This is a genomic window from Spirosoma litoris (assembly GCF_054776755.1).
Genome location: NZ_BAAHBI010000011.1, coordinates 129,819 through 153,188, shown reverse-complemented (window position 1 = coordinate 153,188; position 23,370 = coordinate 129,819). Strand labels below are relative to the sequence as shown.

At 46.5% G+C, this 23,370-nt stretch carries 18 protein-coding genes; 9 read left to right on the top strand and 9 right to left on the bottom strand.

The window, feature by feature from the left end; translation table 11 throughout:
- Positions 1 to 231: 231 nt before the first annotated feature.
- Together ACYVGR_RS10640 and ACYVGR_RS10635 are read left to right on the top strand one after the other, a co-directional pair.
- Entirely contained in the window at positions 232 to 1,212 is a 981-nt protein-coding gene (locus ACYVGR_RS10640) for a pyruvate dehydrogenase complex E1 component subunit beta (protein WP_157584011.1), read from the top strand.
- 222 nt (positions 1,213 to 1,434) lie between these two features.
- Entirely contained in the window at positions 1,435 to 1,773 is a 339-nt protein-coding gene (locus tag ACYVGR_RS10635; RefSeq protein WP_460956331.1) for a hypothetical protein, read from the top strand.
- A 155-nt stretch (positions 1,774 to 1,928) separates the two neighbouring features.
- Here ACYVGR_RS10635 and ACYVGR_RS10630 read toward each other — a convergent pair whose 3' ends face one another.
- Positions 1,929 to 2,339 carry a winged helix-turn-helix transcriptional regulator gene (locus ACYVGR_RS10630; protein ID WP_460956329.1) on the bottom strand — a complete coding sequence of 137 codons (411 nt, stop codon included), beginning with the start codon at positions 2,337 to 2,339 and terminating at the stop codon, positions 1,929 to 1,931.
- A gap of 103 nt (positions 2,340 to 2,442) precedes the next feature.
- Here ACYVGR_RS10630 and ACYVGR_RS10625 point away from each other — a divergent pair, with 103 nt between their 5' ends.
- Together ACYVGR_RS10625 and ACYVGR_RS10620 are read left to right on the top strand one after the other, a co-directional pair.
- On the top strand, positions 2,443 to 2,577 hold the full coding sequence (locus tag ACYVGR_RS10625) for a hypothetical protein (protein WP_460956327.1): 135 nt from the start codon (positions 2,443 to 2,445) through the stop codon (positions 2,575 to 2,577).
- Positions 2,574 to 3,314 carry an SDR family oxidoreductase gene (locus ACYVGR_RS10620; RefSeq protein ID WP_460956325.1) on the top strand — a complete coding sequence of 247 codons (741 nt, stop codon included), beginning with the start codon at positions 2,574 to 2,576 and terminating at the stop codon, positions 3,312 to 3,314. The genes ACYVGR_RS10625 and ACYVGR_RS10620 overlap by 4 nt, the downstream gene beginning before the upstream one ends.
- Before the next feature lie 214 nt (positions 3,315 to 3,528).
- Here ACYVGR_RS10620 and nadC read toward each other — a convergent pair whose 3' ends face one another.
- From nadC to ACYVGR_RS10605, 3 genes are all read right to left on the bottom strand, one after another.
- On the bottom strand, positions 3,529 to 4,362 hold the full coding sequence (nadC, locus tag ACYVGR_RS10615; protein ID WP_460956323.1) for a carboxylating nicotinate-nucleotide diphosphorylase: 834 nt from the start codon (positions 4,360 to 4,362) through the stop codon (positions 3,529 to 3,531).
- 83 nt (positions 4,363 to 4,445) lie between these two features.
- Complete coding sequence (locus ACYVGR_RS10610) at positions 4,446 to 5,426, bottom strand: DnaJ-like cysteine-rich domain-containing protein (RefSeq protein ID WP_460956321.1); 981 nt, start codon at positions 5,424 to 5,426, stop codon at positions 4,446 to 4,448.
- A 305-nt stretch (positions 5,427 to 5,731) separates the two neighbouring features.
- Positions 5,732 to 9,328 carry a T9SS type A sorting domain-containing protein gene (locus tag ACYVGR_RS10605; protein WP_460956319.1) on the bottom strand — a complete coding sequence of 1,199 codons (3,597 nt, stop codon included), beginning with the start codon at positions 9,326 to 9,328 and terminating at the stop codon, positions 5,732 to 5,734.
- A 200-nt stretch (positions 9,329 to 9,528) separates the two neighbouring features.
- On the opposite strand from ACYVGR_RS10605, the gene ACYVGR_RS10600 reads away from it, so the two are divergent.
- From ACYVGR_RS10600 to ACYVGR_RS10580, 5 genes are all read left to right on the top strand, one after another.
- Complete coding sequence (locus tag ACYVGR_RS10600) at positions 9,529 to 9,912, top strand: hypothetical protein (RefSeq protein WP_460956317.1); 384 nt, start codon at positions 9,529 to 9,531, stop codon at positions 9,910 to 9,912.
- 137 nt (positions 9,913 to 10,049) lie between these two features.
- Positions 10,050 to 13,124, top strand: coding sequence for a protein translocase subunit SecDF (gene secDF, locus ACYVGR_RS10595; RefSeq protein ID WP_460956315.1), 3,075 nt, complete (start codon positions 10,050 to 10,052; stop codon positions 13,122 to 13,124).
- 168 nt (positions 13,125 to 13,292) lie between these two features.
- Positions 13,293 to 14,795, top strand: a complete 1,503-nt coding sequence (locus tag ACYVGR_RS10590) for an APC family permease (RefSeq protein ID WP_460956313.1) — start codon at positions 13,293 to 13,295, stop codon at positions 14,793 to 14,795.
- A 105-nt stretch (positions 14,796 to 14,900) separates the two neighbouring features.
- Positions 14,901 to 15,698: a sulfite exporter TauE/SafE family protein gene (locus tag ACYVGR_RS10585; protein ID WP_460956311.1), complete on the top strand. Its 798-nt coding sequence runs from the start codon at positions 14,901 to 14,903 to the stop codon at positions 15,696 to 15,698.
- 93 nt (positions 15,699 to 15,791) lie between these two features.
- Positions 15,792 to 17,195, top strand: coding sequence for an MBL fold metallo-hydrolase (locus ACYVGR_RS10580; protein ID WP_460956309.1), 1,404 nt, complete (start codon positions 15,792 to 15,794; stop codon positions 17,193 to 17,195).
- 249 nt (positions 17,196 to 17,444) lie between these two features.
- Here ACYVGR_RS10580 and ACYVGR_RS10575 read toward each other — a convergent pair whose 3' ends face one another.
- The 5 genes from ACYVGR_RS10575 to ACYVGR_RS10555 all read right to left on the bottom strand — a co-directional run bounded on the left by ACYVGR_RS10575 (position 17,445) and on the right by ACYVGR_RS10555 (position 23,341).
- Entirely contained in the window at positions 17,445 to 17,753 is a 309-nt protein-coding gene (locus ACYVGR_RS10575; protein WP_460956307.1) for a nucleotidyltransferase family protein, read from the bottom strand.
- Between the two features lie 55 nt (positions 17,754 to 17,808).
- Positions 17,809 to 20,670: a M16 family metallopeptidase gene (locus ACYVGR_RS10570; RefSeq protein WP_460956305.1), complete on the bottom strand. Its 2,862-nt coding sequence runs from the start codon at positions 20,668 to 20,670 to the stop codon at positions 17,809 to 17,811.
- Positions 20,671 to 20,743: 73 nt separating this feature from the next.
- Positions 20,744 to 21,139: a hypothetical protein gene (locus ACYVGR_RS10565; protein ID WP_460956303.1), complete on the bottom strand. Its 396-nt coding sequence runs from the start codon at positions 21,137 to 21,139 to the stop codon at positions 20,744 to 20,746.
- Between the two features lie 86 nt (positions 21,140 to 21,225).
- Positions 21,226 to 21,711, bottom strand: coding sequence for a nitrate reductase associated protein (locus ACYVGR_RS10560; RefSeq protein ID WP_460956301.1), 486 nt, complete (start codon positions 21,709 to 21,711; stop codon positions 21,226 to 21,228).
- A 172-nt stretch (positions 21,712 to 21,883) separates the two neighbouring features.
- On the bottom strand, positions 21,884 to 23,341 hold the full coding sequence (locus tag ACYVGR_RS10555; RefSeq protein WP_460956299.1) for a rubredoxin: 1,458 nt from the start codon (positions 23,339 to 23,341) through the stop codon (positions 21,884 to 21,886).
- Between the last annotated feature and the right edge of the window lie 29 nt (positions 23,342 to 23,370).

Here is a 23,370-nt window from a genome sequence, read left to right as displayed (position 1 = left end):
GTTGGCCCATGTCGGAAAGATACTTAATTTTATCTAATCATTAAATTGGAAGAGTACTAGTCTCTGCTGGTGAAATAAACTGTATTTCTCACGGTATTTTCCCACATACCTAAAGAAGCTATCAACCCGCATTTGACGAATCAGGTCATTTTGCCTACTTTTGATCAATTTTTCAGCCATCTGGCCTGATTTCGATCAGGCAGGTAACTAACCGAAAGCAACACACTCAGCATGAGAGAAATACAGTTCCGCGAAGCCCTGCGGGAGGCCATGACGGAAGAAATGCGCCGGGACCCACTGGTCTATCTGATGGGCGAAGAGGTCGCCGAATACAATGGTGCTTACAAAGTTAGCCAGGGTATGCTGGACGAATTCGGTCCGGAGCGCGTAATCGATACCCCCATTGCCGAACTTGGCTTTGCCGGTATAGGTGTTGGTTCAGCCATCAATGGTCTGCGCCCAATTATTGAATTCATGACCTTCAACTTCTCGCTCGTTGCGATTGATCAGGTCATTAACTCGGCAGCTAAAGTTATGTCGATGTCGGGTGGGCAATACTCCTGTCCTATCGTATTCCGGGGACCAACGGGCAATGCCGGTATGCTGTCTTCGCAACACTCACAGAACTTCGAGAACTGGTTCGCCAATACGTCGGGGTTGAAAGTAGTTGTTCCATCCAATCCTTACGACGCCAAAGGTCTTCTCAAATCATGTATCCGCGATAACGACCCTGTTATTTTCATGGAGTCGGAGCTGATGTATGGCGATAAAGGCCAGGTACCCGAAGAAGAATACTTGATTCCGATTGGCCAGGCCAAAGTTGTTCGCGAAGGAAACGACGTAACCATCGTATCGTTTGGCAAAATCATGAAAGTAGCTTTAGCTGCTGCTGACGAGCTAGCGAAAAACGGAGTTTCGGCCGAAGTAATCGACTTGCGTTCGGTTCGTCCGATTGATTACGCAACCATCATCAACTCGGTGAAGAAAACCAACCGTTGTGTGATTGTCGAAGAAGCATGGCCATTGGCAGCTATCTCGTCGGAGTTAACTTATAACATCCAACGTAACGCCTTCGATTATTTAGATGCACCGGTTGTACGCGTAAACAGCATGGACTTACCGTTGCCTTACGCCCCTACGCTCATCGAAGCGATTCTACCAAACGTGAAACGCACATTGCAGGCGGTAGAGACAGTTATGTACAAGAAGTAAGTAATGCGGTTGGTCCGCACTACACAAAAAAAGCGTTGGCCTTACAGCCAACGCTTTTTTGCTTTATTATAAACAAAAATCCCCGGTCGTTTGAAGCGGCCAGGGATTTTGATTGATGCAATTGTAGGTAAAACGCCTGAAGTATATTTTTAGTTTAGGCTTTGAAAAATAGTTAGATAGTTTTTCGGTATAATCGCATTGTAGATAAAACCAGGCATCATCATGGCAAAAACCAGTATACTACGTCCTTCAGGCCGAACAATTTATGAAGTGACCATACAGTACACAGGGTCATTAACAGCCATTCGCCAACGTGAGCCGACTGTCATCTTTTTTTCTAATTTACGTAAGGCGGTAGATGCTATTACAGCAGAATTGGCTTTGAATAACTGGCCACCGAAAGTCAATTACATGGCTGTTTATCGGGGAGTTAAGCTCCGAAATTTTTATAGCTGCGATTTCCACATGGCCGATATGCGGATTTTTCGGATTAAAATCATTCCAAGAATCCTAAATCCAGCTTTGCCTCGATTGGGGATTGATGAAAACCCAGCGAAGTAGGATAGTGCCAGGAAATGGTCATGTGCATTATTGACGCAACAAATAACCGAAAGTGAGCTGTTGATTTACGGGACGGCAATTTGAGATTAAAGTCAACTGTCTACAAATATGCTCTTCCTTTCAAATAAGGTTTGCCAAATCACTAGTAAGATTCGTTAAGGCTTACTTCTGAGGGTTTCCTGGATACGTCTGATCGTTCCTTCTTTGTCCTGCTGCAAGGCTTGGAGCAGTTGCGGATTCAGGCCGGGTGGATTATACAGGGACCCCCAAAGGCCGATTTCCATAATGACCGGTACCAGCGAAATACCCTTTTCAGTCAGCCGGTACACAAACTTTGATTTCTTATCCGGGGCTACCTGCTTGGTCACAAACCCATTCGTCTCCAACATACTGAGTCGATCGGCCAGAATATTGGTCGCGATCTGTTCCTCCGAGCTCAGAAACTCGCCATAGGTCGATTTGCCGTTTAGGGCCATATCCCGCACGATCAGTAGCGACCATTTATCACCAAAGAAGTCGAGCGTATAGCTTAATGGGCATCCCGACCGGATTTTGATCTCTTTCATAAAAACAAATAATTTAACTTGCAAATCACAAGTTAAATACCCTACCTTTGTTTACTTGCAAATTACAAGTAAAGTTAATAGTATTTTTAACGCAAACAAACCGATGCCCTTAGTAAAAGCCTTTGAGTGGCGATATGCCACCAAAAAGTATGATACGGCTCGACAATTAAGTGATGAATACCCCATCAAACAAGGTGGCGACTTATCGATCAAGATTTCTAAACAAAAACAAGTATGAATCTCACAAATAAAACCGCCCTGGTTACCGGTGGCGGATCAGGTATTGGCTATGCTATTGCCAAATTGCTGAAAGAAAAAGGCAACCAGGTCATCCTGGTCGGGCGCAATGCCGATAAACTTGATCAAGCTAGTCAGACACTCGGCGTGGACACCATTCAGTGCGATGTCAGTAAAGAAGTAGACATTGAGGCTCTGGCAGTCCGGCTTAAACAGGACTACCCCACGCTCAGCCTACTCATCAATAACGCAGGAGTGGCCAATATATATCAGTTGGGAGAAGGGGCTGATGCGTATAAAAAAGCCCAATACGAGTTCAGCGTTAACTATTTTGGACCCGTTTTATTGACTGAAAAACTCTTAGGGCTTCTCAAGCAGCAACCAGAAGCCGCCATTGTCAATATTACCTCGAATGTGACGTTTCATCCGTTAGTTGTCTTACCTACGTATTCTGATTCAAAAGCGGCTCTGCACTCGCATACCGTTGCCCTGCGCCTGGGATTAGCGAAAGATACGTCTATAAAAGTATTCGAAGTGATGCCTTCGCTGGTTGATACCGAAGCGACGAAAGACATGGGTGGTCATAACGGCATGGCGCCCTATGTGGTAGCCGAAACGATTGCCAAGGCCATTGAAGCCGATCAATACGAGGTATATGTGGGCGAAACGGCAGAGCAACGCACGGCCTACCTGGCTAATCCTGATCAGGCTATTCTGGATTTCAATAAGGGCTTATAAGTATGGCTTGGGTCAATTAAATCGTTAATTGACCCAAGCCATAGAACTTGATGAATAAGTTGGTTACGTTGTTGCATTCTGCCGGAACGCAGTTGTACATCCCTACAGGTACAAGATTTTTCTTACTATGCTTTGCCACAGCATGGTCAACTATTCCCTTATGCATTCACAATTCTTGACAACGTTTGACTATTCCCCGGCAACAACCTATCCTTTAATACGCCTTCAGGCTCAAATCCAAGCTCTTGATTTGGTGAGTTAAGGCTCCTGATGAAATAAAGTCAACACCCGTTTCGGCATAGGCTCTAAGGTTCGTTTCGTCGATTCCACCCGATGCCTCGGTAATAAATCGCCCATTAATCAGGCGCACCATGTCGCGGATACCATCTGGACTAAAGTTATCGAGTAAAATCACATCGACTTGTCCAACCCGAAGCACTTCTTCCACTTCGGCCCGATTCCGAGTTTCGACTTCAATGCGTAATTGCCGACCAGTTTCTTCCAGATACGCAACCGCTTTGGTGATGGCCGCTTCGATACTTCCAGCATAATCGACGTGATTGTCTTTAATGAGAATCATGTCATATAGACCGAATCGGTGATTCACAGCTCCACCTATTTTGGTCGCCATTTTCTCACAGATACGGAAGTTGGGCGTGGTTTTGCGCGTATCCAATAGTTTGGCTCGTGTACCTTCTAACAAGTTGACCAGTTCACGCGTATGTGTGGCAATGCCGCTCATGCGCTGCATGCAGTTGAGTACCAATCGCTCGGCAGTCAGGATATTGCGGGCGTTTCCGCTAACAGTAAGTACAATATCGCCGGGTTTAATATTGGCCCCGTCGTGCATCAATACTTCGACTTCGAAGGCTGGATCGACTTCGGCAAAAATGGCCTGGGCCACTTCCACCCCCGCCAGAATACCCGCTTCTTTGACTAACAGCCGAGCGCGTTTCTGAGCGTCGGCAGGAATCGTTGAGAGCGATGTGTGATCACCATCACCGACATCTTCGGCTAAGGCTAATTGAATAAATTCATGCAGATTCATAACGTAAAAATAGAGAAATTTAACTGTGCCTCCCGGACAGGCTTTAGCAAGTATATCAATTGCATGCTTACATGCTATAGTTTCTAAGGGACTTCAGGATGATTAGGGCGATTGGGACAGATATAACTTCCTTTCCCCTCACAGACTGGGCATGTCGTCTCCTGGCTGACAATTCGATAGTCCTTTCTATTGGTAAGACTTACAGGAATGTGCTTGGTCGTTTTAATTGTACCATTCCCTAAGCAGTTAGGGCAACGCACCTTTCCCACATTACCACAAGTAATGCAGCTCAATTTAGAGGCTCCAAAGGTCATTGCTATTGATGCCGATCCGTTCGCTTCACTGGCAACAAGGGGATTGTTAATTAAAAGTCCAGTAATTAAGTAGCCACTCGCAGGACCACCTAATAAACCTGTAGCAATCGGCATACTTTTGAAATTAACCTCTTCCAGCCCTGGTTTTACTCGCTCGAAGTACAATTCATACTGTAACGAATCGACACTTGCAGGAATCGTAATTGGCACATCCAGGTCAAATCCTACTATTTTACTGATGCGAAATGCCTCTCGAACATCCTGACGGTTGTATAAATAGGTAGCTGAACTTATAACAAACTGGGTTCCAAATAAGCCATAATTCTTATGAATAAACGTCAAAATCGTGTTATTCTCCGTATGCCTTACATTGGCTAATGTAAGTGACTGTCCCAAGAAATTCGACCACTCAAATGCAACAGGCCGAGGCAATCCATCATCAGCTGCCGATCGACTGGCTTCTTTTTTGATAAACAACGCTACCTGATCAGCTGGTGATCGACGCTGTGAAATATCAGTGGCAGTTAGCACTATACTATCTGCCATAACAATACGGTCAATGCTATTTTTGGGGATTTCCTGAATCGGAGAGCGGGGACTGTCGAAACTTTTTAGAAGTACCGTTTTCTCTTTAAACTCGATTACGCTAGCCCGTCCAGAATGGCCGTTGACAAAGAAAATGGTATGTTGGGCGATCAATTGCCCCGAGAATAGCAACCAGGAAACGAATAAAGCAATTAAAGTCTTCATCAGTAAAAGTATTTAACGCTGAACAAACACCCAATTTTAAGTAAAGTTACGGTGATGCATCAACGGATTCTTGCCTGATTATAGTCCTATCGGGTTATTGCTTATAGAAGGTCAGTAAAACTCATTTTTACCGGTTTGTTAGCAAAGGATTCCTATGCTCTATTCACAGTTACTCCTTTTATTGCTGATTAGCCAAGCAGTGAGAGCCCAGTCCGCAACAAAGGTTACCAGGAAGGCAGTTATTAACCTATAAACAAACAAGACCAATCAGTTGATCGGTCTTGTTTGTCGATTGGCTCGTCTACTTAATGCACTTTCAAAATTTTCTTAATCGTTCGATCAGTCCCCTGGTTTACTTCAAGCAAATAAATGCCGTAAGGAAGTGTCGATAAATCGACTTTCTCCGAAAAGGTCGTTGAGTTTTTTTGCAGCGTAACCTGCTGCCGCGACACGCCCAGATTAGCATCAATCAACTTGACATCCACATTGCCTACATATGGGCTATTGAGCTGGAGGACGACATGATCGATCGACGGATTTGGGTAAACACGTATCGATTCGGTATCAATTGAACCCGTTCCCAAACGCGCAGCGCCTGTACCACCCGCCGAAACGAATATGGGCGTTTCGGAGAGCGTGAGCGTAATCTGATTATTGACGGTTGGTCTAACCTGTAACGCCATCGTATCGCACCCGGCTTTAGGAGTATACACATTCGCTACGTTACCCGTCTTCAAATCCAGCGTATATTGTCCCGTTCGGCCAACTTCGTCTGGAATCCATAAGGCATACATTGACTGACCATTGTGTTCGTATCGATCCACATTTGGGTTTGTACTCAGCGACTCTTTAAACACATAATTCCCAATCAGTTTTTTCGCCTGATAAAAGTAGTCGGCAGTGGGTTTTCGAGTGAAATCAGCGTTGATAAAACCCATTGAGCAGAACTGGGTAGAACAATCCAGATTCAGGTCGTAGGTCTGGTAAAAATCAACCCGATCTATCCCTTCACGAGCATACAAAAGAGCCGTTCGCAAATTCCAGTCGGCCTGTGTAGTGGTTACCGGTTTATTGCCAATGGCTATTGTGTGTAGTGGGCTTCCCTGATTTAAATCGTAGCCCGTTTCTGATATATAAACCGGCATATCGTAGCAGGCATCGTGAGCAAGTTTCAGTACGTTTCGTGCCACATGCGTTGCAACCGACAACTCAGGGGCCGAACCCCGTGCCGAAGCCCCACTCCCATTTTGCATCGAACCAGAATTGTCTGGATAAAGATGATAGTTAATAACGTCCCAGCAAAGGTCGACGCGCCCATCAGATTTGTAGCCCCGAAACTCTTTACACCAGTCGATCATACCCCGGATATAATCGGTACCATTGGCAATTGAGCATAGGCCACCCATCACCACCGTCATACCTGGGTCGGCGTTTTTCACCCCAACGCCAGCACCCATTGTATTTTTATGTCCATCATAAAACGCCGACATATTAGCCGCGTACTCACGACCGGTTTGGTAAGCCACTCGTCCCCGCCACCATTTGTCACGCTCGTTATCGCATTCGATGTAGTTAATCAGTCCAAGGCCAATTTTCACGACGTTAGGCGGATCATTCGTCCAACGAGCGTTAGTATTTACCTTTACCAAAGCCGGATCGATCGATGTATTTTTTCCATAACGGGCGGCATACTGAAAGGCCACCTTTGCCTGTTCGATATACGACAATGGGCTTGAATAATCTTTCCCATACCGTACTGGCACGTTATCGCTACCTTGTTGATTGGCGGGGTACGTGGCATTCATCCAGGGAGCCATATCTTTCAGGCAGGCCATCACCTCAATACCGTCCGCTTTGCAGCGTTCATACATCAGATCATAATTCCAGCCACCCGAATGCGTCGGGTTAAAAGTGTAATTGCCTTCGGTCAGTTCCAGTTTCTCCCAGTCCATATAGTGCCTCATCACACCGAACGACTGCATCGCCTTTACTTTAGGGGCCGAAATACCTGAAACGCCAGTCTGATAAAAATCCCATTCAAACGCGTTTATACCGAGCAGGTTTTTAAAGGTTGGATTTTTAGTCGGTAATGCATTGGCGGTTCTACTCCCAACTTGATAGGAGCCGTAGAGTTCGAGTTCACGTGGCCAGAAATCTGTTGTATTAATCACCAGATAACGTGCTCCGGTCACCACATTGTCGAGCAGAAACTTAGCATCTCCCTGTGTACTTCGGGTTGGGTAAGGGCCTACCCAGGTATTGTATTCGAGGCCCTGGAATTGAGCGATTTCAATTCGTCGCCAATCATTGGTGATGATCGACAATCGCATTGGACTTGAGGAATTACTGCCATTTCCGTCATATAGTTTAATGGCTTTAATATCCATCGATTCACCCGGTAGCAAAGGGTAATAAGCATCGTACGTACGCAAAATTTTGCCCCAACCCGTTTGTACCTCATCGCTTGTGTTTCCATCAAACAAGGCATTCAGCCCATTGCTAACATTATTAAGTTGATACCACCGATTGGCGTCGATGGGAATTTTATCACCCAATACGACTGGCGCAGTTGTCGTTGTGCTACCCGGTGTCGTTACTGTTCCTGCATCCTCAACCGGATGCCCATACACCCGAATTTTAATGGGTAGCGCATTACAGTATTTGTGAATGACGATGGCCTCAGCAACTACCGACGGAAACGACAACTCCTGCCACTTCATATAATCTGGCCCCGTAAAAGAGCCGAGTAGCGTTTTCTGCGTTCCGTTGAGGGCATAAATCAAGGCTGGCGTACTCGAAAACTGATCTTCACCGTCGTACAATTCCAACTTAGTCAGGGTGCTTTTGGCTTCTAGTTTGAGTGTCAGATCCATCCATCGGCAATTGTCGCTACTCCAGTCGGTTTTCACCAGGCTACTCATATCATCGTTGAGGTAGGGCGTGTAGTTTTGTGGCGTGGATAGACTCGATACCACACTCGTAACATTTACGCGCTCCTGAGCGTATAAAATAGCATCGAGTGGGTCGTCGGGTAATACTTTCCCGTATGCCCGAATCTTGACAGGAATGTTGTTGCAGTATTTATGAATCACGATACCCTCGGCAACCATCGGCTCCGTTAAGGCATAGGATTTGAATTCCATGTATTTGTCGCCCGTGAACGTACCGATCAAGGTTTTCTCCTTCCCATTCAGTACATAAATCTGGGCTGGTGCCGATTCAAATGTTCCCTCCGCATCATACAAGTCCAGTTTAGTCAATAAACTCTTTTTGCTGAATTTGACGGTTACATCTGTCCATTGAAAATTAGACGGCTGCCAGTAAGAAGGCACCAGGTTAGCCAGATTATCATTCAGGTAAGCCGAATAATCTTCGCCCGTAACGGGTTTGTCTTTTGCCGAAACAAGCGTAAGCAAATCGAGCGGCTTGGGAATTGTGGTTGTCGATGTAATAGGCTGGCCAAATACCTTAATTTTTTGCGGGATATTGTTGCCATACTTATAAATCATAATGGCATCGGCTACCAACTCCTGAAACGGCGTGAGCGTTACCCAGTTCATGTACGTAGAACCATCAAACGAGCCAATCAACACCCGTTGGGTCCCGTTCATGGCATAGAGCAAAGCAGGTTGATCGGGAAATGAGCCATCGTAGTCATACAGCGACAGGCTTGATATCAGGCTTTTTTTCTCCAGTTTGAGCGTGACCTGAACCCACTTGGCATTATCCGACCAGGCACTCTGTACGAGTTTACTAACATCATCATTAAGCCAGGGCGAATAATCCTGACCCGTGTTTTCGCTGGGTGTAATGGATACAACTTTAAGGCGAATGGGAGTGGTTGCGGTGTGCCCTATGGTGGCAATAAGGACAAAGAGGAAGGTAAGTAGTAGTTTGAACATAGATGGTGTTTGCGGTTATTCAGCTACCCACAAAACCCATGCCGTTTAACTAAAACACATTGATAATCTGAAAGTTAAACCGTTTACCGTATTTTAGTATAGTTATCAGGAGACCACAACTCGTTTTTTGAAACTCTATACAATTTATACTTGCATTCTTCCAATATTGGTACGAAATTTGTCATCCGCAAAAGGAATCTATGAAGCAACCGCGCATCATACAACGTCTTTCGAGCCTCATGCTGGCCTCCCTGCTGCTGTTTACAGCTGTTTGGGGCTATGGTAATGTGGCCCGCGCCAAGACTGCTATAGTGCCTAAAGCCGTTGCCGAACAGACGAAATCAGGTAAATCGACTGATGCGCCCGCTGCGGCTAAGCTAAGTACGGCCCAATTTGAGGCAGTCGTTACTCCCGCGATTCAATTGGGAGAGTCAGGCCAGAGCGCCTTTTTTCTTCCTGCACCAACGCTCCTGATTTTATTATTGTTGAGCGTTCCGCTCCTGCGGTCTTTTACGTTTCCGCATTTCTATTTTTCTTACTTCAAGCACGTTTTTGGCCATCATATAGCCACAAATGCCCCCTAGAGTGCGCGTTTAGGCTCAGGCAGCCTTGCCATGGCCTTATTTATTCCCGTTTGAGTCAGTGCCCACCAGCGGCCGACTTCTTTATTTATCACCCTAGTAATTTATAGCCAAATCACGGGCGTAGCCTGTGTATCCCAATGCAAAACAGAACCGGAATTCTCATTCTGACAGGCGTCATTGCAGCCATCTGCATCTACTTCCTGTCGTTTACATTCGTCTCACGGAACATCAAGTCCGATGCAGAGGCTTATGCCACTGACAAAGCAGGCGTAGTTGACCGTAACAAAAAACAGCATTACCTCGATTCGCTCTGGAAAGAGCCCGTTTATCTGGGAAGTACCCTTCAGGAAGTAACCGAGCGTGAATTAGGCTTGGGTCTTGACCTGCAAGGCGGTATGCACGTTGTATTAGAGGTATCGCCTGCCGATATTCTTCGCAGTTTGTCGGGCAACAACCGAGATCCTAAATTCAATCAGGCGCTGAAACAAGCGCTGGAAGATCAGAAAACCAGCAACACCAGCTTTGTTGATCTGTTCGCAAGTGCATTTAAGAAACTGGCTCCCGATACGAAACTGGCCAGCGTATTTGCAACGAGTGCGAACCGTAGCAAAATCAACTACCAATCGTCGGATACCGAAGTACGGAAGTTGCTGAACGACGAAGTAAACGGTGCTACAACACGGGCCTTCCAGATTATCCAGGCGCGGGTCGATAAATTCGGTGTGGCTAACCCTAACATTCAACGGTTGCCAGGTTCGGGCCGGATTCAGATTGAATTGCCCGGTGTTGATAACCCAGAGCGTATCCGCCGTCTGTTAACGGGCGCTGCTAAACTTGAATTCACTGAAGTTTATCGTCTGAACGAACTGGCTCCAGCTATCGAAGGCATTGGTGCTTATCTGTTAGCCCAGGAAGCGGCTCGTAAAGCGGCTGTTAAAACGACAGCACCTGCTACAGGTTCAGCTGCTAAAGGCGCATCGAGCCTTGAATCGCAATTAGCACAGGGAAGCAAGAAGGATTCGACCGCTAAAAATGACACAGCGGCTGCCGCTGCTCAGGGTACAGCGCTGACGCAGCTGTTCTTACCCGTTGGCCAGGACCAATTAGGTGTTTACCTGAAAGATACGGCCCGTGCCAATGCTGTTCTGAATGCTCCTGAAGTAAAAAGCCTGTTCCCTGCTGATGCATTCTTTGCCTGGGATCGGAAGACGTTCAAAGCAACGGATGGCAAAGAGATTCTGCCCTTGTATTTCCTGAAAAAATCAGGTGGTCGTGCTCCATTAGAAGGCGATGTAATTACAGATGCGGCTAATGATTACGATGATCGTGGCCGTCCGGAAGTAACGATGAACATGAACCCTGAAGGTGCCCGTAAATGGCGGAACCTGACGGCTGCAAACGTAGGTCGTCCGGTTGCTATTTTGCTGGATAATCTCGTATACACCGCACCAAACGTACAGAACGAAATTCCAAACGGTCGTTCGAGCATCTCGGGTAACTTCACTGTAGAAGAAACCAAGGATATGGCCAACGTATTGAAAGCCGGGAAGTTGCCTGCTCCAACCAACATCGTTGAAGAAAGCGTTGTGGGTGCTACCTTGGGTTCTGAAGCCGTTAGTGCTGGGGTTCTTTCGTCGGTTATCGGTATTTTGTTAGTACTTGGTTTTGTGGTGTTCTACTACAACCGCGCTGGTCTTATTGCCGATGCTGCCCTGATTGTTAACCTGTTCTTCCTGATGGGCGTTATGGCGTCGTTGGGAGCGGTATTGACCATGCCAGGTATTGCGGGTATCGTACTGTCGATCGGTATGGCCGTTGATGCGAACGTACTTATTTTCGAACGGATCAAGGAAGAGCTGGAGCTAGGTAAGAGCTTTAAAGTAGCCGTTGCCGATGGGTTCAAGAACGCGATGTCGTCGATTATCGACTCAAACGTAACGACCTTCCTGACGGGTATCGTACTATTCATCTTCGGTACAGGTCTGATCCTTGGTTTTGCTACAACACTGATCATTGGTATTCTAACCTCGTTGTTCGCAGCCATTTTCATTACTCGCCTGCTACTGGAATATTACATCCGCAATGGTAAGACATTAAGCTTTAGCTCAAACTGGGCAAAGAAACTGTTTGCTGATTCTGATTTTGATTTCGTATCACGTCGGAAACTGTACTACACCGTTTCATCGGTCATCATCGGTTTAGGTATCATCTCCGCTATTTTCCGGGGCTTCGGTTTAGGTGTTGACTTTAAAGGTGGTCGTTCTTATGTCATTCGTTTCGAGAAATCAGTAAGTACGGATGACGTTCGGAACGCGTTAGAACCCGTTTTAGGTGGATCGCCAGAAGTAAAAACTTACGGTGGTACAGGTATCGGTGCCAATCAGGTTAAAGTAACGACGCCTTATCTGGTTGACGATAATTCGCAGGGTGCCGATAAGAAAGCTGAAGCTACGGTTTACAAAGGTCTCAGCAGCATTCAGGGCAATCCAGCTAAAATCGAAAGTTCACAAAAAGTTGGTCCTACCATTGCCTATGACTTGCTGACATCGGCTTTGTGGTCTATTCTGCTGGCTGTAGCGGTTGTATTCGTATACATCCTGATCCGGTTCAAGAAACTGGCTTTCGGTTATGGTGCTATTGTGGCCATGTTCCACGACGTACTGATCATCCTGGCTATCTTCTCGATCTTCAACGGGTTGCTTCCATTCTCGCTTGACGTTGATCAGGCTTTTGTGGGTGCCTTGCTGACCATCATGGGTTACTCTATGAACGATACCGTTGTGGTATTTGACCGGGTTCGTGAGTACCTGGCCGAAAACAAAGGCAAGAAAGAATCAATTGCCACGATCATTAACAACGCCCTAAACAGCACGCTGAGCCGTACGGCAGTAACCGGTTTCTCGACCATTCTGGTACTGTTAGTCCTCTTCATCTTCGGTGGCGAAACCATTCGTGGTTTCTCATTCGCAATGTTGATTGGTGTTGTGGTTGGTACGTACTCGTCGCTGTTCGTTGCTACACCGATTGTGGTTGACGCCCTGAGCCGCGATCAGGAAAAAGAAGTGATTACCCCAACTATTAGCGAGAAGAAAACAGGCTACGATGCCGTTCCTGCTGACTTCACGACGGCTGCTCCTGCTACACCAGAAGAGTTCACAGCCAAGAAGGAAAAGAAAGAGAAGAAACCTCTAATCCGCCCTTCACAATCGTAAATGATTGAGTGATTGAGCGAATGAGTGATTGAGTGAAAAAAAGTAGCGAGAAATAATTCGCTCAATCACTCAATCACTCATTCGCTCATTTTATTTCGTATCTTTCCCGACGTTTTAACCTAAGATTATTTCTCCAAACGACACAATCACCAAACTCTATTTCCCTACATGGAAACTAAATTAAAACCTGTTGATACCAGTGTCTGGCGTAAAAAGCCCCTTGCGGCTTATGAAGCCGACATGAAGAAAAGTGAACTCAAGCGCGTATTAACGCGCTGGGGATTGACCTCGCTGGGCATTGGTGCCGTCATCGGGGGCGGTATTTTTGTATTAACGGGTATTGCTGCCCACGACTGGGCTGGTCCAGCGTTGGCCTTGTCATTTGTACTAGCCGGTGTAGCCTGTACGTTTGCCGCTCTTTGTTACGCTGAGTTTGCTTCGATCTTACCGGTAGAAGGTTCGGCCTATGCGTATTCGTACGGAACAGTTGGTGAAATTTTTGCCTGGCTCATTGGCTGGAACCTGATTCTGGAATACATGATGGGAGCCACAACTGTAGCGGTGAGCTGGTCGGGGTATTTCGAGAAATTACTCCATCTCTTCCACATCGACCCACCTATCTGGTTGATGAACGATCCCGTTACAGCACAGGAAAAAGCCGCAGCACTTCGGGCTGCTGGCGTGGCTGTTCCAGACTTCTCCTTCGCCATGAACCTCCCTGCTTTCCTGATTGTACTGGTCGTCACGTACATTTTGGTGAAGGGTATTAAAGAAGCCGCCAGCACGAATAACATCATCGTAATTGTGAAAGTAGCTGTGGTTATTTTCGTGATTGTTGTCGGTGCTTTTTACGTGGATACAGCTAACTGGCACCCATTCCTTCCCGATCCTGTTATCGACAGCGGTGGCCAACAGCACTACGGCTTCAATGGTATCGTAACGGCAGCGAGTATTGTATTCTTCGCGTATATCGGCTTTGACGCCGTTTCGACGCAAGCTGGTGAAGCAATTGACCCCAAGAAAGACGTACCCTTCGCTATCATTGCTTCACTCGTTATTTGTACTATACTCTATATTCTGGTTTCACTCGTGTTAACAGGTATGGTGCCATTCAAGAATCTTGATTTGAAAGCTCCTGTAGCGCAGGCATTTGCCGATAAGGGTTTAACCTGGGCCGTTTACATCATCACCATTGCCGCGCTGGGTGGTCTAACTTCCGTAATGCTGGTAATGATGCTCGGTCAGACACGGGTTTTCCTGGGTATGGCCAAAGATGGTTTGATTCCTCCGAGCCTGTTTGCGGCCATTCACCCTAAGTTTAAAACACCCTGGAAAAGCACGATTCTGGTCGGTATCATTGTATCAATCGTTGCTGCCTTAACGCCAATTGATAAAGTGTCGGAGTTAACCAGTTCGGGAACATTGCTGGCCTTCGCCATGATTTGCGGTGCCGTTTGGCTGTTGCGGGTTCGGGAACCGAATCTGGAACGACCTTATAAAACACCCGTTTTACCCTTAATTGCTACATTGGGTATCTGTGCCAACCTGTATCTGATGTACAATCTGCGTACCGATACCAAAATATCGTTTGTGGTTTGGTGCATAATTGGCTTGATTGTTTATTTCACCTACAGCCGGAAGAATAGCCATCTGAATAAGCCACAGGAATAATTCTTGGTTTTACTAGTACCATTTAATGAAAAATGCCCGCTAGCTTTAAGTTAGCGGGCATTTTTCATTAGTCTATAGACTAAACAAGTGTAGTTTTGTTCTGCAATGAATGGACAGGAATTATTCGGATATGCTTCAGCTCTGGTAGTAGGCTTAGTGATTGGTCTGGCCGGGGGCGGAGGTTCTATTCTGACTATACCCATTTTTGTCTATATCTTCAGCATTCCTCCCATTCTGGCAACGACCTATTCGCTGTTTGTTGTAGGGTCGACTTCATTGGTAGGGTCAATCAATCATATCTGGAAAAAGCAGGTCGACTTAAACGTTACCGCAGCGTTTGCGTTACCTTCGTTCATTTCCGTCTATTTGAGTCGCCGATTTCTGGTCCCTGCCCTACCAGATCCGTTATTTCAATTCGAAAAGTTCCAACTTTCGAAGAGCGACGCCATTTTATACTTCTTCGCAATTGTTATGGTAATTGCTGCTAGAGCTATGATCCGTAGTGATCGCCCGGAGCAAGGTGAAGCCGCCGACGGACATCCACGCTATGGCAGTCTGGCCCTAGATGGACTAGCCGTAGGCTTACTGACAGGGACTATTGGCGCAGGTGGTGGATTTCTGATTGTGCCAATGCTGGTACTGATGGCTGGGCTACCGATTCATCGGGCAGTCGCGACTTCTGTTTTGATTATTGCTGTTAACTCGTTTGTTGGTTTTTTAGGTGATATTCATCATACCGGCTTAAACTGGAATTTTCTGCTGCCCTTTACGGGTTTATCCATAATCGGGATTTTTGCGGGAATGTATTTAGCCCGCTTCGTAGCCCCTGACCGACTAAAAAAAGGATTTGGCTGGTTTGTGTTAGTGGTTGCGCTATATATTATTAGCCGGGAGATTTTATAAAACTGTTTCAGGTTCCACATTCCAAGCTTAGGTTAATCAATTGCACGAGTTGCTCAGTTGGAATATGAAACCTGAAACTTGAAATAGTAATTCATGATCATCGAACAACTATACACAGGCTGTCTGGCTCAGGGAGCTTATTATATCGAAAGTGCTGGTGAAGCCGCCATCATCGATCCCCTTCGTGAAACCGCGCCTTATATCCGCAAAGCGGAGAAAGCGGGAGCCCGGATCAAGTACGTTTTCGAGACGCACTTTCATGCTGATTTCGTTTCGGGACATATTGATTTAGCCAAGAAAACAGGTGCTACCATCGTGTATGGCCCCAATGCAAACACAAGTTACGAGGCTTATCAGGCAAAGGACGGCGAAACCTTTTCGCTAGGCGATGTGACCATAAAAGTGCTGCACACGCCTGGTCATACACAGGAATCCACAACCTATTTGCTCATCGACGAAACGGGAAAAGACCACGCTATTTTCACCGGCGACACGCTTTTCATTGGCGATGTAGGGCGGCCCGATTTAGCGATTAAAGGCGACCTGACCGAGCGCGACCTTGCTGGAATGCTCTACGACAGTCTACATACGAAAATTATGCCCCTTGCTGATGACGTCATTGTTTATCCGGCTCACGGCGCGGGTTCGGCTTGCGGAAAGAACATGAGCAAGGAAACGACCGATAAACTCGGTAATCAGAAGCGCTTCAATTATGCCCTTCGCGCTAAATCGAAGGAAGAGTTTATTGAAAAAGTACTCGATGGACTAACCACGGCTCCAGCTTACTTTGCCGAAAACGCCCGGCTCAATAAAGAAGGCTACGAATCGATTGATCGTGTTATGCAACGGGGCAGTCAGGCACTTTCGCCAGAAGCCTTCGAAGCAGCGGTTAACGAAACAGGGGCGCTGATTTTAGATGTTCGTGATGCCGTTGTCTTTGCCAAAGGGTTCATTCCTAACTCCATCAATATTGGCCTAAATGGGCAGTTTGCCCCCTGGGTTGGCGCGTTGATTCCTGACTTAACCCAACCGATTGCACTTGTTACTCCCATAGGTCAGGAGAGCGAAACTGTGCTACGACTAGCCCGTGTTGGTTATGATAATTGTATTGGCTTCCTGGATGGCGGATTTAATTCATGGCACCAGGCAGATAAGGAAGTCGACACCATTGAATCCCTTTCGGCAGAGGAGTTTGCGCAACGCTGGCAGCAAAATCCTGCCATGCAAATTGTAGATGTACGCAAGCCTGTTGAATTTGCGACAGAACACGTTAAGGATGCTGAAAATCTGCCATTAGACAATTTAAACGACCATATGGCTGCCATCAGCCGCACGGAACCGGTTTACGTACACTGTGCCGGTGGCTACCGGTCGATGGTCGCCAACTCAATTCTGAAAGCGCGTGGTTTCGATAATGTCGTGAACGTGGAAGGCGGGATGGGAGCTATCAAAAAAACAAGCGTACCGATTGTAGTCGATACGCCTGTTTCTCATTAATAGGTGTTTGCCTGTCTCATATTTTCCCAGCCATCAATGTAATCTGAATTATACGGATCGACATTGATGGCTGATTTTATTCGATGCCTTTTGCCTGCAAATCGCCAATGATTTGTTTAACCTGAAAAGCTAACTCTGGTATTTCATTTTGCCCGTTTACGTAACTCATCGTCAAGCAGTTGCTCCAACGAGAGATTCTCAGATACGTTAACCAAAAAGTTGGCTTCCGTCAGAACATGTTCTAAATATTCAATCAGTGAGCGTGACATATTCAACTTCTTGAGCAACGTATTGCTTAAGTCGATTGCTTAATGATAAGGGCGTTACAAGCTCAATTTTACGATGCAGAGAATCTTCAAAAAAGAAGGCTAAGTACATCAGATTTTTAAATGATGCTTGTCCAGCCTCGTACTCAACTAGTAAATCTATATCGCTATCAGGACGTTGTTCATTTCTGACAAACGATCCAAATAAGCCAATTCTCTCGACACCGAACGCTCTAATCTGTGCCCGGTTTCGTCGTATGAATTGAAGAATCGTTTGCTTATTCAGTTCCATGATAGGCTACTATATGACTGGCAAAGGTCGTTAAAAACCAGACATCTCTCATTGACTACTTCTTCTCCGGCATTAATATCAGCTTGATATAATTTGAGCCGAAGTACTGATTCGCTGCCGCCTTCGTGCTTTCGACGGTCACTTTGTTGAGTTGTTCGCTTTCATGCAGCACTTCGTCGGGGGCATCACCATTGTAATACTGATTCTGAAGATAGCCTAGCCAGAATTGATTATCTTTTAGTTGGACTTCCGTTTCCCGGCGGGTTTCGGCTTTGAACTTAGCGATGTCGGCTGGGAGCGCGCCTTTCTGTTTTAAATCATTGATCAACTCCTGTGTTTTGGCAATGAGTTTTTCGACATTTTCAGGGGCACAACCGAAATTGATACGGAATGTATAACGAGGCACCGGGTACTTGGCATAAGCCGCGTTGGCTGAAACTCCGTAAACACCACTCTCTTCCTCGCGAAGTTTTTCAAGCAATTTGATTTCGAGCACTTCGGCCAACGCATCCAGTTGAGTAGCCGTTTCTGGCGACCAGGTAATATCTCCCGTATAAACTAGCTGCACCGACGCTTTTGGGTCAAGCCCTTTATAAACCGTTTTGCTGATTTCGCCTTTCGGTGCACGAATACCCAAATCTTTGAATTTCTCAGGTTTATCTGTCGCAGGTAAACCGCCCAGGTATTTTTCGACTAAAGGCTTCAATTGATCCTCCTTAAAATTGCCGACAAAGTAGAACGTGAAATCGCCAGCGTTAGCAAAACGCTCCTGGTAGATTTGCAACGCTCGGTCAAGATCAATTTTATCTAAATCGGCTGGCTTGAGCGGCAATCGACGTGGATTGTAATTCCCCAGCGTAACCGCCACCGTATCCTGAAATACGCCCTGCGGTGTTGGTGTATTAATCCGGTTTTGTAAGGCACTTCGCTGGTTCGAGAGAAAACCCTTTACCACGTCGGCGTCTTTACGCGGTTGTGTGAAATAACTATACAGCAATTGTAACGCCGTTTCCAGATCTTTTGGTGCCGCACTACCATTGATGCCCTCGCTCAGTTCGCCCACATATGGAAATACACTTACTTGTTTTCCAGACAGGAATTTACCCAGTTGAATCTGGTTGTAAGCGCCCGTACCACCCATAGCCGTAAGCGTAGACGAAAACCGCGCCGATTGAAAATCGTTCAGATCGTAGAGTGAAGTACCTCCGAAACTGCTGGCCGAGAAGAGAATCTGGTCATTCTTAAAATCGGTTGGTTTCAGGATCACCCGAACGCCATTTTTGAGTGTCCACTCCGTTACACCGATGTCGGCAACTTTCTTTTCATTAACGACGGGCGAACCCACTGGTTGAGTAGCCAGCAACGGGCTATCGATGGTTTTATCTTCGTAGGCAGTCAGGCCTTTTCCAGCATCATCTATAAAGCTCAGAATCTGCGCTTCAGTCGGGAGTTTGGCTTTATCCTTTTCAGGAGCCATGACAATAACGGCCCGGTTGTCGTTATGAATGAATTGATCAACCAGTGCATTCACCTCACCCAGCTTGATACCATCCTGCTCTTTTTTCAGAAAATCGTAATAGAACTCAATGCTGGTATACGGCTCTTTATCCGTGAAATTCTGAACGTATTCGTTAACATAATTAACCGAGCGGGTTTTATTCCGTTCGCTGTAGGCCTGCTCAACGTTTGTCAGGAATTCCTGCTTGGCACGAGCCAATTCTGTTGCCGTAAAGCCGAATTGTTTGACACGAGCATTCTCGTCCAATACTGCCCGAATAGCTTTTTCTACATTACCTTCCTTAGCGACAGCAATAGACGTAAATGCATCCAGATTACCCAGGAAGTCGCTATAATTGCTGTAGCCACCTAAAAATGGAGGATCAGCACGTTGGGTTAACTCCTGAATTCGGTTGCCCAGCATGGTGTTGAATAAACCCCGCTTGATGCTCTCACGTAGGTCATTCAGGGTTTTCTCTTTGATTTCAGGACGTTTGTAAATCACCTGCACTACTGTGTTGGGCTGTTCAGGATCAGTCACAATAACCACTTTCGTGTCTTTGTGCGCGGGAATCTCGTACTCGGTGCGTGGCTTCGGATTTTTCACCGCCGGAATCCGCCCGAATTTTTCGCGGATAATGCCTTCTACCTGCTTAACATCGAAATCGCCTACGGCAATAACCGCCATCAGATCAGGCCGATACCAGTCTTTATAATATTGCCGCAAAGTTTCGGGTTTAAACGTCGTCAGCACCTGCTCGGTACCAATGGGTAGCCGTTTCGAGTACTGCGAATTATTCAGCAAAAGGGGGAAATACTTATCGCGCATCCGCTGGCCAGCCCCGCGTCCAAGCCGACGTTCTTCCAGAATTACCCCCCGTTCTTTGTTTACTTCGGTTGGGTCGATTGTCGCGTTGTGTGCCCAGTCTTCCAGAATCTGAAACGCTTTCGAAAACACATTGGCTGAATCTGTTGGGACAGGCAGTTGATAAACCGTTTCATCGAAACCAGTGTACGCATTCAAATCGGCTCCAAAGCGAACGCCCGCCGATTGCAGAAAATTGACCAGTTCGTTTTTGGGAAAGTTCTTCGTGCCGTTGAACTCCATATGCTCCATGAAGTGGGCCAGCCCCTGCTGATTGTCAGTTTCCAGCACCGAGCCCGCCCGAATAACCAGTCGCAATTCAGCTCGATTTTTGGGTTCAACATTTTTACGAATGTAGTAGGTCAGGCCGTTGGGCAACTTCCCGACTTTAACCGCCGGATCGAGCGGGATGAGCGCGTTCAGATTAGGAGAACCTGCTTGTGATGTAGGCTTCGAAGCAGGTTTGGCAACGGTTGTCTTAGACTTAGGAACGGGTTGCGCTACTACCAGCGTAGCGCTCATTAACAAACTCAGTGAGAATGGAAAACGTACCATTTGGTCGTTTGAATTAGGTTATGATTTGGGGAACGAATGTACACAACAATAACGATTGGAGAATGCGAATCGTTTAATGCTTCCAGATAAGGAGAACGGTAATTACCAGTGACGCAAGCACCGAAAACCAGCAGATAGCAACAACCCATCGCGTTGGAATTTCCCACATGGGCGCGTACAACCGCTCTGTTTCCTCATCAACTTCTACAGTGCCGTAGAAATTTCGTGTACAAAAGTCATCCCAGTCCTCATAATCAACAAACTGGGCAAGGGTATCCAGAAAATAAGACGAAATAATGACCGACGATTGCCAGAAGAGCTGTAACTCCTGGGCATCGACAAGCCGATGGGTGTGTTTACGAATCAGTTCACTTAGCTGCACAAAGTCGCTGAAACGCCAGTGGGACGATTGTTCCCAGTGCAAGACGCGTTCGATCTGCTGTTTGAGGTTGTTCGTATGCCGATTCACACAGTAATACTACTGATTTAATACTAATAAGCGCAAGGGTGAATGAGTGAAAGAGCGTAAAAAACTTGCGTCAGCTTTGCGCTCTTTCACTCATTCACCCTTGCACTCATTAAGAATTCCCGAATCGCTCTGGGGAAATTTGCTCCCTCGTGGCCAGAGCGACTCAATTTAACCAGGGCAAAGCGCTGTAAACCATCAAGCTGGAGCCACTCCTGAACTGTTAATGGCCTACATTCCCACTCAAGTGCTTTCTGCTGAACCTCGTTCGGTACTTCACCGAGGTATTCCCATGTAGCATCAACCGGGCCTAGTTCGCTAACGTGATGCTGACAACGTAGCCGAACTAGATCAATTAAGTCAAGTCGATACTGGTCAATTTCGGTAGGTGTATAACAGGGTTGTTCAGCTAGTCGGGCTTTGTCGGCAACGGTGAGTTTCACCCATTCGGGGAGCTTTAGCTTGATGCCACACGTATCCAGTTTATAGCGAACAACCATCGGAATGCACCGAAGCGATTCAACAAAGTCGCTCTCAAAAGCAAAGAAAATAGGGTCTATAGCAACTGGTTTCATGGAACAGTATTTTTAAACACAGAGACACGGAGTTTACGTTTCGATGTGACCCCGACGGGGTCAAACGTTTATAGAGGTAAACTTGACTATAAACATTCGACCCCATCGGGGTCGCACTAAACTCCTATAATACTTAAGTCTGGTTCTCCGCGTCTCTGTGATTAATGTATGTTTAGTTTACCAACTCTATTGTCAGTTCGCGTAGCTCTGCTTTGGGCGCATCGCAGGTTGAACATTGATAATCAGCAGACAGCTGATCGAACGGTATACCTGCCGGAATATTACTTCGTGTGTCGCCATATTGTTCATCGTAGACGGTAAAACAATGTGGGCATTGATAGGACCTAGCCGCTTTATTGGGCGAGAACTCGGTTTTCTCGCTATCGACGCGCACCGTTTCAATGGTTTCTTCCTGCCGTCGGGCGTTAAATTTCCGGCACAGGCGATTGAGTTGATTTGGCAAATGAATCTTCAATAACCCCTTTTCAAACAGTCGGTATGTGCGACTGTTCGGGTTGAAGTTTTCAGTAAAATAAACGTCGTAAACGCTGAATAAAGCCAACTGCCCTAGCTGAAGCAGTGGCCGTTTACGCACTAGCACCGAACCAAACACTTCTGATTTGGGGCGGGTTTGAATACCAAAACATAAACCAAACGTTCGGGTATCATTTTTAGCGAAGTTCCGCAGAACGTATTTTTTCAACTCAGTTCCCTCATCGGTATGATCTTCGGTTTGCCAGGCCAGTTCGTTGGCCGCATGGCGTACGTTGATGTTGTGTTTACCCAGTACATACGACCAGGCAGCTCGGTCTTTTTCGCCAATACCTTTAATAATGAGCGATTTCCAGGGTGTGACACACAATTCGCCGATTCGGGTTTTCAGACAGAGCGCACAAACATCCAGCAAAAAGGCAATCGAAAATTGTTCGTCGCGACGGTATAAACCCAACCACGACCGTTGGCCATATCGGTTGAAACCTTCGTAATAGGGTAACGAAAATTCAGGCAATTCGACTTCCTGTGTGGCAGGTTGCGTAATGAATGTCTGTGTTTTCGTGACAGCTTTGTAAAGCGACTCTTCATCCAGATGGCCTTCTCCCAATAGGCTATGCTCAACGGCTTTAGCCAACCGGCCAATGTCGTTGGTATAAATCAATTCCGGCCAGCGAAAGAGCGTATTCGTTTGTTTCGGGCGGACATATAGATACCAGAAATGAGGATCAGGCGACGTAATGAAATTGAGATTTCCGGTAAAGAAGGGCGTAAAACTCTGGTTCGAATCCGACAAGTTAACTTTTAGTCGTGGCTGATAATCAAACTGATCCAGTACGGTATGGTACTCGCTTTCGCGCAACCAGAGCCCTGTTCTAAACACCTCTTCGCCACAATATGAACTGATAATATTGGGGTGCTGCTCCGAATTTAGTTCATAAGCAATCGAATGCTGTTTCAGGTCTTTTTCCAGAAACAGCATGTCTTCATAATGCACCGTCATCAACAATTGCTGACGCGCGCCAAAGCGCACCGTGCGTACTTTAGCGTCATAGGCCAGTTTTAGTAGCGTCTGTAATGCGCCAGGGGATACAATCCCGCCGGGCAGATTGACTTTCAGCGTATAATAGTCGCGCATGTTTTTAAAGAGCGAAAGAATGAAAGAGT

Bases quoted from the DNA above. Each gene is read 5' to 3' on its own strand.
- ACYVGR_RS10640 (WP_157584011.1), top strand. From the start codon at position 232: ATGAGAGAAATACAGTTCCGCGAAGCCCTGCGGGAGGCCATGACGGAA.
- ACYVGR_RS10635 (WP_460956331.1), top strand. From the start codon at position 1,435: ATGGCAAAAACCAGTATACTACGTCCTTCAGGCCGAACAATTTATGAA.
- ACYVGR_RS10630 (WP_460956329.1), bottom strand. From the start codon at position 2,339: ATGAAAGAGATCAAAATCCGGTCGGGATGCCCATTAAGCTATACGCTC.
- ACYVGR_RS10625 (WP_460956327.1), top strand. From the start codon at position 2,443: ATGCCCTTAGTAAAAGCCTTTGAGTGGCGATATGCCACCAAAAAGTAT.
- ACYVGR_RS10620 (WP_460956325.1), top strand. From the start codon at position 2,574: ATGAATCTCACAAATAAAACCGCCCTGGTTACCGGTGGCGGATCAGGT.
- nadC (WP_460956323.1), bottom strand. From the start codon at position 4,362: ATGAATCTGCATGAATTTATTCAATTAGCCTTAGCCGAAGATGTCGGT.
- ACYVGR_RS10610 (WP_460956321.1), bottom strand. From the start codon at position 5,426: ATGAAGACTTTAATTGCTTTATTCGTTTCCTGGTTGCTATTCTCGGGG.
- ACYVGR_RS10605 (WP_460956319.1), bottom strand. From the start codon at position 9,328: ATGTTCAAACTACTACTTACCTTCCTCTTTGTCCTTATTGCCACCATA.
- ACYVGR_RS10600 (WP_460956317.1), top strand. From the start codon at position 9,529: ATGAAGCAACCGCGCATCATACAACGTCTTTCGAGCCTCATGCTGGCC.
- secDF (WP_460956315.1), top strand. From the start codon at position 10,050: ATGCAAAACAGAACCGGAATTCTCATTCTGACAGGCGTCATTGCAGCC.
- ACYVGR_RS10590 (WP_460956313.1), top strand. From the start codon at position 13,293: ATGGAAACTAAATTAAAACCTGTTGATACCAGTGTCTGGCGTAAAAAG.
- ACYVGR_RS10585 (WP_460956311.1), top strand. From the start codon at position 14,901: ATGAATGGACAGGAATTATTCGGATATGCTTCAGCTCTGGTAGTAGGC.
- ACYVGR_RS10580 (WP_460956309.1), top strand. From the start codon at position 15,792: ATGATCATCGAACAACTATACACAGGCTGTCTGGCTCAGGGAGCTTAT.
- ACYVGR_RS10575 (WP_460956307.1), bottom strand. From the start codon at position 17,753: ATGGAACTGAATAAGCAAACGATTCTTCAATTCATACGACGAAACCGG.
- ACYVGR_RS10570 (WP_460956305.1), bottom strand. From the start codon at position 20,670: ATGGTACGTTTTCCATTCTCACTGAGTTTGTTAATGAGCGCTACGCTG.
- ACYVGR_RS10560 (WP_460956301.1), bottom strand. From the start codon at position 21,711: ATGAAACCAGTTGCTATAGACCCTATTTTCTTTGCTTTTGAGAGCGAC.
- ACYVGR_RS10555 (WP_460956299.1), bottom strand. From the start codon at position 23,341: ATGCGCGACTATTATACGCTGAAAGTCAATCTGCCCGGCGGGATTGTA.